The 15,977-nt window shown below is 39.2% G+C and carries 11 protein-coding genes and 1 tRNA gene; 4 read left to right on the top strand and 8 right to left on the bottom strand.

The genetic code is table 11. The features are described from left to right. Positions 1 to 94 precede the first annotated feature (94 nt). Positions 95 to 781: an aquaporin Z gene (aqpZ, locus tag CDG62_RS03935; protein WP_087528664.1), complete on the top strand. Its 687-nt coding sequence runs from the start codon at positions 95 to 97 to the stop codon at positions 779 to 781. A 78-nt stretch (positions 782 to 859) separates the two neighbouring features. Here the strand turns inward: aqpZ and CDG62_RS03930 are convergent, their stop codons facing one another. Next, entirely contained in the window at positions 860 to 1,105 is a 246-nt protein-coding gene (locus CDG62_RS03930) for a hypothetical protein (protein WP_087528665.1), read from the bottom strand. Between the two features lie 75 nt (positions 1,106 to 1,180). Beyond that, the gene (locus CDG62_RS03925) at positions 1,181 to 2,269 is read right to left on the bottom strand and encodes a DNA/RNA non-specific endonuclease (RefSeq protein ID WP_087528675.1); all 1,089 of its coding nucleotides are present in this window, start codon (positions 2,267 to 2,269) and stop codon (positions 1,181 to 1,183) included. 257 nt (positions 2,270 to 2,526) lie between these two features. On the opposite strand from CDG62_RS03925, the gene CDG62_RS03920 reads away from it, so the two are divergent. Next, positions 2,527 to 3,138 carry a hypothetical protein gene (locus tag CDG62_RS03920; RefSeq protein ID WP_087528666.1) on the top strand — a complete coding sequence of 204 codons (612 nt, stop codon included), beginning with the start codon at positions 2,527 to 2,529 and terminating at the stop codon, positions 3,136 to 3,138. Positions 3,139 to 3,199: 61 nt separating this feature from the next. On the opposite strand, the gene CDG62_RS03915 is transcribed toward CDG62_RS03920, so the two are convergent. After that, positions 3,200 to 5,077 carry a potassium transporter Kup gene (locus CDG62_RS03915; protein WP_087528667.1) on the bottom strand — a complete coding sequence of 626 codons (1,878 nt, stop codon included), beginning with the start codon at positions 5,075 to 5,077 and terminating at the stop codon, positions 3,200 to 3,202. Positions 5,078 to 5,198: 121 nt separating this feature from the next. On the opposite strand from CDG62_RS03915, the gene CDG62_RS03910 reads away from it, so the two are divergent. Beyond that, positions 5,199 to 5,289, top strand: a tRNA-Ser gene (locus CDG62_RS03910). Between the two features lie 180 nt (positions 5,290 to 5,469). Further along, positions 5,470 to 6,636, top strand: coding sequence for a tyrosine-type recombinase/integrase (locus tag CDG62_RS03905; protein ID WP_087528676.1), 1,167 nt, complete (start codon positions 5,470 to 5,472; stop codon positions 6,634 to 6,636). A gap of 65 nt (positions 6,637 to 6,701) precedes the next feature. On the opposite strand, the gene CDG62_RS03900 is transcribed toward CDG62_RS03905, so the two are convergent. Genes CDG62_RS03900 through hsdR form a run of 5 tightly spaced genes read right to left on the bottom strand, consistent with a single transcriptional unit; the run spans position 6,702 to position 15,954 of the window. Then, positions 6,702 to 7,841: a hypothetical protein gene (locus CDG62_RS03900; RefSeq protein ID WP_087528668.1), complete on the bottom strand. Its 1,140-nt coding sequence runs from the start codon at positions 7,839 to 7,841 to the stop codon at positions 6,702 to 6,704. After that, the gene (locus CDG62_RS03895; RefSeq protein WP_087528669.1) at positions 7,841 to 9,481 is read right to left on the bottom strand and encodes an AAA family ATPase; all 1,641 of its coding nucleotides are present in this window, start codon (positions 9,479 to 9,481) and stop codon (positions 7,841 to 7,843) included. The genes CDG62_RS03900 and CDG62_RS03895 overlap by 1 nt, the downstream gene beginning before the upstream one ends. Further along, positions 9,481 to 10,857 carry a restriction endonuclease subunit S gene (locus tag CDG62_RS03890; protein ID WP_087528670.1) on the bottom strand — a complete coding sequence of 459 codons (1,377 nt, stop codon included), beginning with the start codon at positions 10,855 to 10,857 and terminating at the stop codon, positions 9,481 to 9,483. Before CDG62_RS03890 ends, CDG62_RS03895 begins: the two co-directional genes overlap by 1 nt. After that, complete coding sequence (locus tag CDG62_RS03885) at positions 10,857 to 12,419, bottom strand: N-6 DNA methylase (protein ID WP_087528671.1); 1,563 nt, start codon at positions 12,417 to 12,419, stop codon at positions 10,857 to 10,859. Before CDG62_RS03885 ends, CDG62_RS03890 begins: the two co-directional genes overlap by 1 nt. A gap of 19 nt (positions 12,420 to 12,438) precedes the next feature. After that, on the bottom strand, positions 12,439 to 15,954 hold the full coding sequence (gene hsdR, locus CDG62_RS03880; protein WP_087528672.1) for a type I restriction-modification system endonuclease: 3,516 nt from the start codon (positions 15,952 to 15,954) through the stop codon (positions 12,439 to 12,441). Positions 15,955 to 15,977 lie beyond the last annotated feature (23 nt).

Raw genomic sequence — 15,977 nt, 5'->3', positions numbered from 1 at the left:
ACTTTTTTTGTTAAATTGATTGAAAAACGAGCACTTTCTCGTTAAATATAAAGTTCTACGCGAATAAAACATCAATAACTACAAAAGGCGCATTATGAATAAATATCTTGCTGAATTCATCGGAACGTTTTGGTTGGTCTTCGGAGGCTGTGGCAGTGCCATTTTTGCAGCAGCTTTTCCTGAGTTGGGCATCGGCTTTCTTGGCGTTGCGCTTGCCTTTGGTTTAACCGTTTTAACAGGTGCCTTTGCACTTGGACATATTTCTGGCGGGCACTTTAACCCTGCTGTCAGTGTCGGCTTATGGGTTGGTGGTCGCTTTGATACCAAAGATCTGATCCCCTATGTGGTCTCCCAAGTGGTCGGGGCAATTTTAGCCGCTTGGGTGTTATACCTGATTGTCCAAGGACAAGCTGATTTTGCCGGCACAGGAAGCTTTGCGACCAATGGTTATGCCGAACTCTCACCAGGAAAATACTCTTTAATCTCCGCTTTAATGATTGAAATTGTACTGACCGCGATGTTCTTGATCGTGATTATGGGTGCCACAGATAAACGTGCGCCTGCTGGTTTCGCGCCAATTGCGATTGGTTTAGCCCTAACTTTGATTCACCTGATCAGTATTCCTGTGACCAATACCTCGGTTAACCCTGCACGAAGTACAGGTGTTGCAATATTTGCTGAAACAGCCGCATTAAGCCAACTCTGGTTGTTCTGGGTTGCTCCGATTGTCGGTGCCATTATTGGTGCTATTATTTATAAAGTTTTAGAAAAAGAGGATTAATGAATCCTCCATTCATTAAAAGAAAAGCCCACACATTGTGGGCTTTTCTTATTGTTCCATGTGGAACATAGGCTTATGTTATAAAAACGGATTGTCAATTTCACCCGATTGCGGATGTTCAATTTTCTCAGGGAGCTGAGCTTCACTTTCAAGCTGTTGCACAATAGCATTCAGATATGCCTGCAATGCTTTGGCCGCAACTAAACCAGCTTGGTCTTTGGTGAGTTGTAAATTGCCATAAATACTGACACAGTCCGTGTCATTTTCAAGGGTCAAGTCATGAATGGCATGGGACTCATTGCCATGTACAAAAGGTTTAAACATTTTATTTTTACTCTTGTTTATTTTTCAGGCATTGGGTAATGCAGTTGAATGCCTACACATCCAACTGCCTAAACTTTAACGTAACAGCTGCAAAATATATTGCAATAAGGCGTCAACTAATTGTTTCACAATCGCATCTTGATCCACCGCATCAATACCCGTGCCCTTTGTTACGGTGCTACCACTACTCGACTGAGTAGAGCCCGATTTAAAGTTTTTTTGTAAGGCTTTGAGCTGATCGGATGAAACCTCTTCTGCACACTGACTTTCCGCATCCCAATGTGAGTATTGAATTGCACTGTTGGCTTTTACCGCCGTTGCTGTCAACGGTAGTTTATAGGTATTACGTTTTTGCTCTTCTGTCAGTTGAGGAAATAAATTCACACCCAACTGCTCTTCCAAATAGCAGACACTGACAATTCTTACCTGCTGTGAATTATCATTCGGTGCGTAATAAGCGCCGATTGCACCCGTTTTTGGCATATAGACCGCTTTGTAAACCGCACTCGGAACAATCACTCCCTGACCAATGGTTTTGAGCTTTTTGCCCTGAAATACAGGCCCAGTTACCACAAAAACATCCAGCTTTTGCTTGGTCACAAGCGCCCGTGTAGCTTCTTCCAATTCACGCCACACTTGCTGATTATTTTTAGGGGCTTGTGGCACCATGTTGGCCAAAGAAAAACTGTCGAATTGTGCGGCTTTGTTGGGCATATCAGCATTCGGTGCCATATGTCCACGGTCATAGCCTGAACCACGGTAGTCCGACAATGTCGCTCGATGTTCGGTTGCAACATTATTTTCTTCGTGAAAACTATCTTCACGTGGAATTTTTTGACTCAGGCGCTGCGGTGTCAGAGCCTCTGCAACCCAGAGGGGGGTTTTGGACACGCCCGAATACATCACATTAAAACCGTTAAAGCACAGTGCATAGCTGTGTTTACTTAAACTTTCTTTGAGTAAATAAGGCGGAATTTCCCGATAAAATTGTTCTAAACAGGATGAATTTGAGCTTGGGCTTAAAGACACGTATTGCTGAATTTTTTCTTGACCAAAGGCAATCGCAAAACTTCCCGTTGCCACCAATCCTAAAATCACTTTCAGGCCATTTTGATTAAACATGTTAAAGACTGACTTACCTGAACTACTTTTCTTCTTCGCCATCACAACTACAATAAACATCGGTTTTTCACGAGCTTAACAATCAGCGTATACGAAGTATATCGCTCGAGTTCTATTCGCATAACAATTAAACAAAACTCTATATTTAGATGATTTTGCATGTAACAAAATGTCTTTTTTGTAGAGTTTTTCTACGGCAACGTGATGCGATTGCGTATCTTTCATTGCTGTCGCTTCAAAAAATATGCCAAGGTAAAAATGAATCGAATGAAATAATACATGTAATTTACGGAGTTCTTATGCATTCTAAGATTTTAGCTTCTCTTGGTTTAATCGGCACAGTGATAAGTGCTTCAGCCTTCGCCGAGCCCCCTATCCAACCGGGTGATACCTTAGAAAGTCTCTCTCAAGCCAAAGTCACTACTACTGTGAATGGTCAACCGGGTTCTATTCAAGAACTCGTAAGCTCAGGGCAAATTAAATTGCTTGATCCAAATGCAGCAGCTATCAGCCCAGCGGGCCAAGGTGTATCCAATGACCAAGCAGTGATGCCAACAGCACCACAGAGTGAAGCCCCTGTTCAACAAGCCGCACCTGATGCCACTGCACAACAAGACGTCGCAGCAACAACTCCAACGGAGCAACATCCGCTGGCACCGAATGCAGAACTCTCAGCACAACAAGCTGAAGCGGCCTTGAATGATGCTGTCGTACCCACGGCCAATGCAGATATGAATACTGCCCCAGCTGCTGCACCTGCGTTAGATTCATCAGCAGAAGCACCCGTCAATGCGGTTGAGCCTGATTCACTTCCATCACCAAATGCCCCTGCACAGGCACTTCCTGACACTTCAGCAGAACAGCCTGTCCAAGCGATGCCTGAAGCACCTATTAATGATCCAATGAACTAAGACTTCAGCTGATTTATCCTCCAAAAAAAACCAGCATATGCGCTGGTTTTTTTTGGAGGTTTTAAATCTCGATCTGACTACCGAGCTCAACCACACGGTTAGGTGGAATCTGATAGAAGTCACTCACAGGACTGGTATTCCTTTGCATCGAAATAAAGAGCTTTTCACGCCACGGCGCCATACCATCCCCCACAGTACTGATAATCCGTTCACGCGATACAAAGAAGCTGATCTGCATTAAGTTATATTCCAGCTCAATCGCTTGATACACCGCTTCAAGCGCTTGTGGAATATTCATTTCATCTTTAAAGCCATAGTACAATTCAAGACGATAAAAATGCTGATTCATGGTTTCGACATGGAAGCGATTGGACTCTTCCACATAAGGGACATCTTGGATTTTAACGGTGAGAATAATGTTCTTTTGATGCAGTACTTTATTGTGCTTCATGTTGTGCAACATGGCATGTGGCACAACAGTTGGTGTCCCTGTTAAAAAGACGGCTTCGCCTTCAACCCAATTGGCTTGTTCACCAATACTTTGTACAAATAAATCGAGTGGCAGCGTATCTTGCTGAAGCTTGGCAAAAGTTAACTCGCGACCTTGTTTCCATGTCATTAATAACATGAATGCAATACCGCCAATCAGCAATGGAACCCAACCGCCCGATAATACTTTAAGTGAGGTTGCACTCACCAAGACCAAATCTAAAACAAGGAATGGAATAATCAACATCACCAATTTTGGCATGCTCCATTTCCATGTATAACGAATAAATACTGCAATCAATAAGGTGTCACATAGCATGGTCATGGTGACCGCCAGACCATAGGCATGTGAAAGCTGTGAGCTGGTTTGGAAGATTAAAATTAAGACAATAATCGATGCCAACAATATCCAGTTCAGTAAAGGTACATAAATCTGCCCCTGTTCCGAATCTGAAGTATGCTTCACATTTAAACGTGGTAAATAACCCAATTGAATGGCCTGACGTGCTAAAGAGAAGACCCCTGAAATTACAGCCTGTGAAGCAATAACGGCAGCCATAGTGGCCAAGAAGATCATTGGGTACAAGCCCCACTCTGGCACCAACAGGTAAAATGGGTTTTCAATCGCAGTCGGATCACGCAAGAGCAATGCACCTTGTCCTGCATAATTGAGCAGTAAACACGGCAAAACCACAATAAACCAAGCCAAACGAATAGGCACAGGGCCAAAGTGGCCCATATCTGCGTAAAGAGCTTCGCCACCTGTGACTGTCAACACCACTGCACCCATAATGAAAAAGGCCATTAAAGGGTTGGTCACGATAAACTGAAATGCCCAATGTGGGCTCAGCATACCCAAAACCAAAGGCGTTTGAATAATGCTCGAAATTCCAAGAAGACCGAGAGAGAAGAACCACAACAAGGTCAGTGGACCAAAGAACTTACCGACAAAGGCCGTCCCATACTTTTGCATGACAAATACAGCAGTGACGATGCTAATCGCAATTGGCACAATATAAGGGTCAAGTGCATCGGTTGCGATGGATAAGCCTTCTACGGCAGATAAGACTGAAATGGCTGGGGTGATAATCCCATCCCCAAAAAATAGTGACGCCCCAATAAAGCCAATCGAAATTAACAGTAATTTTTTCCGATGGCTAAAATTGGTATTGCGCAAGTTCAATGCAAGCAAAGCCATGATCCCACCTTCACCATTGTTATCTGCACGCATGACAATTGCAGAATATTTAATGGTAATGACCATGGTCATGGTCCAGAAGATAATGGACAAAATACCCAATACATTTGCAGGTGTAATGCCCAAGCCATGTGCAGCGTGGAAGGATTCTTTCAATGCATAGAGTGGACTGGTTCCAATATCCCCAAACACGACCCCTAATGCTGCCAAAGTCATCGCAGGCAAGGCGGCTTTTTTTGCAGTACTTTGCATAAGCTTGTCTTCAATTATCGACACTATTTTTGCGAATCATATCATTGAGCTAAAACTTTTGCTCGAATTCAATTGTTTCACCTTGTCGATAGCTATGTTTTTCGATATTATCCTCCGCCATGGTGAAGTGTCCGAGTGGCTGAAGGAGCACGCCTGGAAAGTGTGTAAACGTTTATAGCGTTTCGAGGGTTCGAATCCCTCTTTCACCGCCAAATTCAATTCTTATGGAATCTCATAAGGCCTAAAAAAGCTTAAATCTAAATGGTTTAGGCTTTTTTTACGTCTCATACAATCTACTTGATCTATTGCAAGCTTGATACAATTGGGGGTATAACTGGGGGTATAATATTTTACCCCTAAAATTATACCCCCAATTCTGCGGAATTATTGCCATGCTTACAGATGCTCAAGTCAGAAAAATAAAACCTTTAGAAAAGAAAACTAAATACTCTGATGAAAAAGGCATGTATCTAGAGGTCACTCCTTCTGGAGGAATGCATTGGCGAATGAAATTTCGTTTGAATGGAAAAGAGAATATCTTCAGTATTGGTACATACCCTGAAACTACGCTTGCACAGGCTCGCCGTGCTAGAGATGAAGCACGATTAAAGCTTAAAGATGGGATCAATCCGAATGAAGAGAAAAAACAAAAGAAACAACAAACTGATGAAAGTATTCTTTTCAAAGCACTTGCTATGCAATGGATGGAAGATCGTAAGGCCGTCATTAAAGAAGGGACTTACTTGCGTGACTTATCTGTCTTTGAAAAAGACCTTTTCCCTGCGTTAGGCGATATACCTATTGATCAGATTAAAGGGAAAGATGTCCTTGCTTGTGCTAAGCAAATTGAAGCACGTGGTGCTCAGGAGATGGCTAAACGATCTATTCCTTTAGCTGGGCGTATCTTTCGTTATGCGATCCGTAAAGGACTAATTGAGAATGATCCAACCCCTCACCTTCAAGAAGCTCTCAAACCTCGTAAAGTAAAGCATATGGCCCGTTTAGATATTTCTGAGTTTCCTCCTTTCTTAGAAAGGATGGATCGTTATCACGGTAATATTTTAGTTAAAACTGCCTTACAAGTAATGACTTTAACTTTTGTAAGAACTGCTGAACTTATCAATATGGAGTGGAATGAGATTGATTTTGAGAATCATTTATGGAGAATTCCAGCCTATAAAATGAAAATGGCTTTACCTCATATTGTTCCTTTATCAAGACAAGCTCTTGAACTCATTCAAGCTCTACAGCCACTCACAGGTAACAAGCAATATGTTTTCTATAATCACAGTACTGCAAAACCGCTAAGCAACAACGCCCTATTAAGTGCCATTCGCACTATGGGCTATACAGGTAAAATGACGGGGCATGGTTTTCGTGGACTTGCATCCACTACCTTACATGAGCAAGGCTATATGCATGACGCAATTGAAATTCAATTAGCACATACAGTTGGTAACGCTGTATCTCAAGCGTATAACCATGCCCAATACCTTGAATATAGGACTAAAATGATGCAAGAGTGGTCGGACTTTATTGATGGATTGAGGGGCAAATAACTCAAACTATTCCCAATACTTTTCAAAATAAAGACTATAAAAATCATCGATTTCTTAATATTTTACTAAGAAGGACTATTTGTTTGATTTAAAATATAAAAAGCTCCTTCTTCTGCTATTTTATGAAAAAATCGACTTCTTTCCCAAAAAGCTACTTTATCATCTTCATGAATTGAATCTAATTCACAAAAAAATTTATGATACCAATATGCCCATGGTTTTGATTTAAGAGTTCTTTCACTTATAGATCTAGTACGTCGTTGAACTTGTTGTTGAAAATCATCAAACTCTGTAGGATCTATTTCATTTTCAATAATTTGCTCAATATTACTAAAGTGTCCCTCAGCCCTATTTTTAATTTCATAAACATCATCCCAAGTATCTAATTTATTAACTAAACGACCTTCTCTAGTATTCCATTCTACTTTGACTATAGGGCTAGGATCTCTTAAGTTTTCAATCGTCAATGAGACATAACTATTGGCTTCTTCTGAAAATGGATAAAAACTATATCTGAGACTTGTATCTTCTGCGACAAATAGATTTTTTGCTTTTTTTGCGTCTTGGTTACACACATCGCATAATGGAATCAAATTGTCTGGATGAACAGCGAATAATGGATATTTAGATTTACATAACTGATGATCGTAATCTGCTCGCCATTGATTCTCTACACCAATATTTGCTCTAAATGGTGCAAGTTGTCCCATGCCGCAAGCTTTGCAAATATTACCGTTTAAAGTTCCTAGACGGAAAGCTTCAAAATGTCTATGTATATTTACTCCACCACCAGCATCAATGATTGGCTGTAAATCTTTAGTTGCTCCATATAAATGAGCAGCCAACACCTTAAACGCTTCAAAAGTATTCGGATGAAGAAAGTCTAACAAAGCTGGATTAGGTGTTAGAAAAAATGATGATAAATCTTGATTATCAACTACTATCCGATGTAATTGTTCACGAGTAGCCTCTGTCTCACTTTTTAAATTTTCAAATAATTTTTGAAATTTATCTCGAGTTAAATTATTCTTTTCTGGAGAACTTTTAACATTGCTCCAACAGGCACGACCTACAAGCTTACGACTAAATAACCCTTTCCCAAAAGTCTTTTGCTTAATAGATTTGTTTAAAAAATAAATTAATTCCTGATTTAGAAGTACAAAAACCTGAAATTTAGGGGTATCTGGATGTAATTTAAAAAGCATTAACCACTCAACTTTTTAATCAAATATGCACGTTCAGCTGAAAGACCTAAATTGTCTTCAATCCATTGTTTCGCTTGAGCATCACCAAGTTTTAATTGCTCGCGTATCTCATCAATGACACTATGAGAGATCAAAGACTTCAGCCCAAAATACTTCTTAATAATCACATCAAAAGAAGCGCCATAAGTTTCATCAGCTACTGGCTCTAGATCAATTAAACCATTATGATTTCGCTTAAAGAACAGAACATTTTCCTTTTTTAGTGAGGAAATCATAAAAGGTGAATGTGTTGATAGAAATATCTGAGAATCTTCTGCTCCCCCATCATTTACATTCAATGCATTTTGAAGATAGGTATGGAAATATGTCCGCCACAAAGGATTAAGGTGTGTTTCTGGCTCATCAAATAAAAAGAGAGACTGCCCAAGACCAAAAATCGTTGAAGCTGCTAACACTTGCATAAGTTGAGCTTCACCATCAGAAAGATCATCAAAACATACTTCCTGATTCTTATTATTCAGGAATCTCAGCTCAACCACACTTAAAGGCAACTGAGTTTTTAAGGGTGTTTTGACAGTTCCAATAAAGTCATCTTTTGCTAATTTTCTTCTATTAGTAATAGGCCACTTTTTATTTCCTAATTGTTGTAATTTCAACAATCTTAGGAAAAATGATCTAGGATCATGATAATTAGCTTCTCGTAAATTATTCAAAATATTCGAATTACTAAAATCAAGCTCAATTATACCAGCTAGAAAATTTAACTCATATTGATCAAATTGATCATTAGTCGTTCTATTTCCAATAGGAGTTATATTATTTTCCCCAATAGACCGTACAAGCATTTTTACATCACGGATCGCATCTGTATCAATAACCCCTGATCTCAAATCATAATAGATCTTAGCCTTTATAGGATATTTAAAGCCTAACTCGCCAAATATTTGTTCAACTTTTTCTAAAGGTAATAGAACGAGACTCAACAACAAAAGGCTTGTGCTATCGTAATCCAGATATATAAGATTACTTAGCTGTGGGTTAACTTCTCTAAGGCTTAAATAGTTCTCTTGATCGTAATCTTCAGAATAGAAATTTTTGAATATATGAGGGTATTTCTTAAGAAATTTTTGATTAATTTCAGAAATTTGCTCTTCGTTGATATGCTCAGTTAATTGTTTTTGACGCTGCGCACTTATTCTTTTAATTTCAAAATATTGCAAATAATTTTTCATAAAAGCACGCTGAAGATTTTCATTCAGCCCAGATGCATAACCCACGATATAATCAGGTAATGGAGCCCCTAAAAGCAATAGATGTCGTTCACCATCATTAGTAATCTTATAAGACTTGACATCATCCTTATTAATATTCACCAAAATCATTTCTTCAGTTTGATTCTGATTTTTTATTGCATACTGAATATTTACCCCAAATGGTAATGAGGTACGAGTAACAAAATCTTCACGCTGCCAGCGTTCCAAATAAGCAAAAGTTTCTGCAATTAGTTCAAGAAGCTGTGATTTTCCAGAACCATTCAGACCAATCAAAGCAAGAATATTCCCTTCAGTATTTCGAAAATCAAAATACTGATCTTTTAACCCCTTATATTGCCCAATAAGCTCTAAAGAAAGTAACCGCATTATGCTTTACCTCGACCACGCTTTGTAACAGCTTTAGCTGATCGCTCTGCTTTAATCCTTTCCAATAATGCTTCAGCACTGTTTTCACCACTGATTAACTCTGGATTACTTTCACGCCATTCAGCAGTTAACTCTCCACGGAAAGCTTTGGCTAGGGTAGATTGTGTAAGGTTGTTTACTCGATCTAAAGCTGATTGGACTTGTTCTTCAATTACAACAGTGTATTTAAATAAATTACTGACACGTGAAACGACTAACTCTTGTTCTTGAATTGATGGAAGTAATAGCTCCAATCCCTTGATAGAACCCTGATTAATTGTATTCTGACCAGCACTTGTAGATAGACTGTTCTTTAGATAATGTCGACCATCTCCGTGGTTAGCAACAAATGTCAAATAAGTAGAATTTACTCTGCTCGTATCCAACCGAATACGAATGAAATGATCACAAAATCCCTCCATCTTGTCATATGGAGTGTACTCAATAAATCTTCCAGCTAAATCCACACTTCCATTGACCCGGATAATTAAGATATCCCCTTTCTCTAAAGCGTATTTCTTTTTCTCTTTTTCATCTAGCTTAATAACTCTTTCGTTACCATGTACACGGACTGCATCTTTAAAATCAGCCAATCGTAATATGGTAACTTCATCACCTGAGACGCCAGTCCGTTTTGAAAGCCCATTGGCTGACTCAAGTATTAATGAATCTAAAGTTGTAGTAGCCCAATTTGCTAATTGCTGCTCCTCCCTCCACTCCTCAGTCAATTTCCCACTCACAGCAGCAGCAAGTATGGACTGACGAAATTGTTTAAGAATCTCAGGGATACGTTCTAAACGAGCTTTAATACTTTCTACTTGAGCCAGTAAAGTATCAAGCTTATCTGCAATGACTTTTTGTTCGGCTAGTGGTGGGAGTTGAATCTCCATATTCTCAATAGCTTTTCCCGAAATATTAGGCTGTGCCCCACCATAAGCCTCTTTAAGAATATTCTCGCTTAATGAAGCAATAAGATAGTTCCTAAATCTCGTACTGCCTAATTTATCTGAGCGTAATTTTAAATTACCAACTCGCTGATTCTGGAACGCTGGCTCTTTGCCTTTATATACTCCAATTTTTCCGGTTGTTGCCCCAGACATTGCTATCAGCAAATCGCCTTTACAGACTTCGAACCCAACCACAGGGTCCGAAACGTGTATCGCATCCGCATCTGATGCATACATGCCATCAATATCAGAAATGCGAATAACAGGATATGTCACATCATTAGGTTGAACATAACTATTACTTTTAAAAGCAAACCCATTCTTCAAAAATAAATAATCACCGACCTTCGCTATCACCCATCCATTAGGCAACCATTCTTTCTGACTCATCAATTAACCCCTAAAGCAGCTAATAACGAATCTAGCTCAGCCAATGCAGCTACCAGTTCCTCTTTAGCTTCACGTGCCAAAACCTCTGGTTCAGGCAAATTCGCAGCATCAACACTATCTTTATCTTTTAGCCAGCTAATATCTAATGAATCACTCTTGTTCTTAGCAATCCACTCACGGCTAAAACAGCGCCAACGGCTATGAGCTAACTCTTTATCTACATTTCGGTTTGCATCGTCATTTGCCAACTCTACCGACAAAGCATCAAAACTGTACTCACCTTCTTGTCTTGGGCTCGTACCTTTAGGGTCATCACCATATACCGCTTCAAATGGCTTTAAATGTTGCTCTGTAAATGGTGTACGTTTACCAAAACTTGGCATGTTTGTACGCAAATCATAGACCCAAACTTGCTTAGTACAATTCTCTTCTTGGTGCTTGTCTTCAACACTACCTTTAGTGAAAAACAGCACATTCGTTTTCACACCTTGTGCATAAAAAATCCCTATTGGTAAGCGTAAAATCGTATGAAGATTACACTTGTTCATTAAATCACGGCGAATTTCTGTACCAGCACCAGACTCAAACAAAACGTTATCAGGCAATACAACTGCTGCACGTCCACCTGGTTTCAAACCACGATAAATATGTTGTAAGAATGCTAATTGTTTATTACTGGTTGGATAAGTTAAATCATCACGAGTAATACTTGCCTCACCACCTTTTGATGTACCGAATGGAGGGTTTGCTAAAATAACATCGACTTTCGGCAAATTTGCCCCAATTTGACCTAAAGAGTTCCCTAGGTGAATCACACCTTCATCATCACCTTCCATACCGTGCAGTAAACAGTTCATTAAGGCTAAACGACGTGTACTAGGAACAAGCTCAACACCAACGAAAGCCTTATTCTTTTGAAATTTTTGTTGATCAATAGTTAAATCATACAAATCATCTGTTTGTTCTTTAATATATTGGTCAGCGGCAATTAAAAATCCAGCAGTACCCGCAGCAGGGTCTTGAATTGTTTCTCCAGCTTGTGGTTTTAAACAACGTACCATGCTGTTAATTAATGGACGCGGAGTAAAGTATTGTCCTGCACCAGATTTTGTTTCAGAGGCATTCTTTTCTAATAAACCTTCGTATAAATCACCTAAACCATCTTTCGTGGCACTAAACCAATCAATCTGATCTAGAGTCTTAATCATTTGTTCTAAATGGCGTGGCTCTCGCAAACGTGTCTGCGCATCTGCATAGATAGCAGAAATTAGAGGGTCTTCATGAATCTGCATTCCATCATGGTCTTTACCAGTTGATAGGCTCAATAAAATACGCTTGTAATCATTAAGTAGATTTAAACCAGATTTTCCTTTTAAATCTTCCCAACGACATCCCTCAGGTAAAGGATGACTCCTTAAAGTGCCAGCTTCAGTATTTTCATGAACCATTTTAATAAATAATAATAAAACCAGTTCAGTCACATAATCTGAGTAATTAATGCCATCATCACGCAATACGTCACACAGATTCCAGAGTTTTTGAACAATATCATTATTTGTCATGGTCAATCCAAATTAAAAATTACGCACTTTGCGAAAGCCAAATGGCTTCGCTCAATTGATCTAAAACAGTATCTAGCTGATTACCTAGTACTTTGTCCATCTGTTTAGCACCACCCTGATCACTAAAACGGTTATTAACAAACTCACGATCAATAATGACTTCATGTACAAGTTGTTTTGCTAAACGTTCTAGCCATTTACGTTGGGCTAATGTCCAAGGATGCATACTATAGATTCGCTGCATACCTTGCATTACACGTTGTTCAAATGGAATTAATGCCTCGCCTAAAGCTGCACGGCGTATGTGTCCAACAATACTCGCAGCAATATCTTGATTGGTTTGCTGGAGAACTGCGCTCCGCAAATTGGCTTCATTATATCCGTTGCCATCCAACAACAACTTAACTTCTTTTAACTGCTCTCGAGTTAAATCTTTAGGCCTATTTACCACCACACCTAAAGCAACAGACTGATTCAACTGCTCATTAATAAAGTGATGAAATTGATCTAGATAATCTTCAGGTTTTTGATTTGCCCCATAAGTCTGTTCTCGATTGACCAACTCATCTTGATGCTCTGAAATAATTGGCTTTCTATCAGAGCCGAGGAGTTCATCAACACTAGCTAACTGATTGACCAAACCTGAATGTTGTATCATAAATTCAGCAGCTTTTTTAGGACCAAGGTCATGTAAATACTGATGAAGTTTCTTAGGTTCAACATCCCATTGTTGCTGTAATTCATTCAACTTCTGCTTCAATAATGGCTTATTTTCTGCCTTTTTCTCAGCTTTACGTAAAACTCTCATTAATTTTTGACTTAGCTGGCTAAGAACAACATCCGCATGTGTTTCTCCTTCCTGCTCTCCGGGACTATTTAAAGCTATGCCCAACAGTTCAGGATCAGTTAACTCATCAACAAGCTGCTCTAGAGTTACATTTGGATCTTTGATTAATGGCTTCATGGTATTTACATCCTGCAAAGCGGCATAAATATCCACAGGATCATAGATACGGAAAACAGTTTTACCAATCTCATCGCAACGACGGGTTGCACGACCAATCATTTGTTCATACAAAATACGAGACTTCACTCGGCGCATGAACACAAGATTACAAATTTTGGGTACATCAATTCCTGTAGTAAGCAAGTCAACAGTAACAGCTATACTTGGATACCTCTCATTTTTATATTGACGAATCAGTTGGTTAACCTTATCACTTTTACCTGTAATCTTGGCAACTGCGGCTTGGTTATATTCCCCATTGTAAAGTTCTTTAAATGCGTTCCCTAAAAGATTCACTACCATATCAGCATGAGCATCAGTCGCACAGAAGATCATGGTTTTCTCATCACCAAACGGATCAATTTCTTGGGCTAATTGTTCGCAGATTACTCTATTAAAGTTTTTAGTAATCACTTGACGGTTAAAAGCATCAATTTCGAAATTGACCTCATCCTCTAATTCAGCACTTTCAATTGAGCCTGTTTGTGTATTTATCGCACTAACCATTTCACCCTTGGTAAATTTAATCCCATTTTGGGTCAGCAATGTTTCATAACGGATTGGAGCTTCATGATCAATTAACCAATCTTCTGCAACTGCTTCTCGATAAGAGTAGGTATAAACGGGTTTACCAAAAATCTCGCTAGTATGTTTTGCAGGTGTTGCAGTTAGCCCCACTTTGACTGCATCAAAATAGTCCAATACTCTTCGATAGCTAGATAAATATTGAGCCGCATCACGAGTTGCAATTTCGCCTTCGGTCATTTCCTGATCTAGGGCATACCCCCGATGGGCTTCATCCACAATAATACAATCGAATTGGTCAACTGGAGGTGGGTTATCACTCTTAAATATGCGATTGACCATTGCCTGCACCGTTGCCACTTGTACACGTGTTTCTGCCTCAGCAGTCATATCACCCAGCTCAGCTACATTATAAATTTTAGATAATGTGTAGTTTTGCTCTAATGGTGCTTCATTGAATGTATCAAGAGCTTGTTGTCCTAATGCCTTACGATCGACTAGAAATAAAATACGTTTAAATCTTTCTACTTTTAAGAAACGATACATTAACCCAATGATTGTTCTTGTTTTCCCAGTCCCTGTTGCCATCGCTATCAGAGCTGAACGAACACCTTGAGACAAAGCATTTTCAACTGCAATAATCGCTTTTTGTTGATAATCACGAACTTTTAGATATCCAAATGGCTCATCTTTTAATTTTTGCTGTGCCTCTTCTTTACTTCGTTTGAGAATATCTAATAAACCTTCTGGACTATGAAAGGATTGTAATGGGCGTTTAATGTTACTCAAACTTCGTACATCTCTAAACCAAGTTCCAGACTGCTCTGCCGATTGTTTGAAATATTCACGACCATTACAAGAATATGCGAAAGGAATATGATAGAAGCTATCAACACCATCAGACCAAGGTTGTGATAATCCTTCTAGTAGCCAAGCACCTTGAAGTGGTGCTTCTATAATTAATCCTCGACTGTAGCGCTCAGCTTGAGTGATAGCACCAGCCACATTAAGATTTTCTTTTTTTGCCTCAACCACAGCAATTGGCGTTAATCCTGAAAACAGCACATAATCAGCACGTTCACCTTTAATATTTCCTCGCATAGGCCATTCAGCAATTGCCATATTTCGCCCTTTCTCAGGTCGAGCACCTTTACGATAATCTAGTTCTTGTGTATCGGCATCCCAACCAGCCTCTTGCAACTGCTGATCAATTAAAATACGAGTCAATTTTTCATCTAATACAATAGATTGACTTGCTGTTCTTGCATTACGACCAATCTGTTGTCGTTTGACAGAAACTTCTTTTTCATTCTTACTTAAAAGTTGTTGCTGTAACTCTTTAACCTTTTCTTCATATTCTCGTTGCTGCTTTGCAAGCGCATCTTCATGGGCTTTAGCTTGGATAGCAAATTTCTGAGCAGCCTCATCCATTGCTGAAGCTAATGCTTTAAACTCTGCTTTTTCTTTAGCAATTAATTCATTCAACTGCTGACTAGAATCCACTTGAACATTAGTGGCTTGTAAGTCATTTTTTAATTTAGATATTTCAGCCTGCAACTCTCGCAATTGTACACTAGGATCAACAGGAGGAACAAAAGGTGTTGGTTTGAAATCTGGTCCAGCCTTACCAAAAGATCGATGAAACCAAATTGCTAAATTACGCGCTACAACTAAACCACTAATAGCTTCTTTATGTTTGGTCTTAAATTGGTGATTTGCTTTGTTACCCTCAATCCGTAAAGTATGAAATAAATCACGTACAACTTTATCTAATTTTAGCTCACCGTTTAACTTATAAATTAAGTCTGCCTGAGTGGTTTGCTCACTAAATTCAATACCAAGTGTTGCCGCCATATGTTGTGCGATAGCTTCCCCTAACTGACGAAGCTTAATTAAAGTTGTATTAGGATCACTATAAAAGGCTCTTTCAGCTGCCCCAGCCAATTCAACGAATAAAGGGTCGTACTCAACCAAAAAACCAAAATTTGTCGATTCAAGTGTCACGCTAAATCTCTCAGTCTTATTTT

Origin of the sequence: Acinetobacter sp. WCHA55, from assembly GCF_002165305.2 — a bacterium.
GTDB lineage: Bacteria > Pseudomonadota > Gammaproteobacteria > Pseudomonadales > Moraxellaceae > Acinetobacter.
The sequence above is the reverse complement of the archived record's forward strand: the minus strand, read 5'-3'. Positions and strand labels throughout refer to the sequence as shown.

Coding starts and splice junctions, on each gene's coding strand:
- aqpZ (WP_087528664.1), top strand. CDS start 95: ATGAATAAATATCTTGCTGAATTCATCGGAACGTTTTGGTTGGTCTTC.
- CDG62_RS03930 (WP_087528665.1), bottom strand. CDS start 1,105: ATGTTTAAACCTTTTGTACATGGCAATGAGTCCCATGCCATTCATGAC.
- CDG62_RS03925 (WP_087528675.1), bottom strand. CDS start 2,269: ATGGCGAAGAAGAAAAGTAGTTCAGGTAAGTCAGTCTTTAACATGTTT.
- CDG62_RS03920 (WP_087528666.1), top strand. CDS start 2,527: ATGCATTCTAAGATTTTAGCTTCTCTTGGTTTAATCGGCACAGTGATA.
- CDG62_RS03915 (WP_087528667.1), bottom strand. CDS start 5,077: ATGCAAAGTACTGCAAAAAAAGCCGCCTTGCCTGCGATGACTTTGGCA.
- CDG62_RS03905 (WP_087528676.1), top strand. CDS start 5,470: ATGCTTACAGATGCTCAAGTCAGAAAAATAAAACCTTTAGAAAAGAAA.
- CDG62_RS03900 (WP_087528668.1), bottom strand. CDS start 7,841: ATGCTTTTTAAATTACATCCAGATACCCCTAAATTTCAGGTTTTTGTA.
- CDG62_RS03895 (WP_087528669.1), bottom strand. CDS start 9,481: ATGCGGTTACTTTCTTTAGAGCTTATTGGGCAATATAAGGGGTTAAAA.
- CDG62_RS03890 (WP_087528670.1), bottom strand. CDS start 10,857: ATGAGTCAGAAAGAATGGTTGCCTAATGGATGGGTGATAGCGAAGGTC.
- CDG62_RS03885 (WP_087528671.1), bottom strand. CDS start 12,419: ATGACAAATAATGATATTGTTCAAAAACTCTGGAATCTGTGTGACGTA.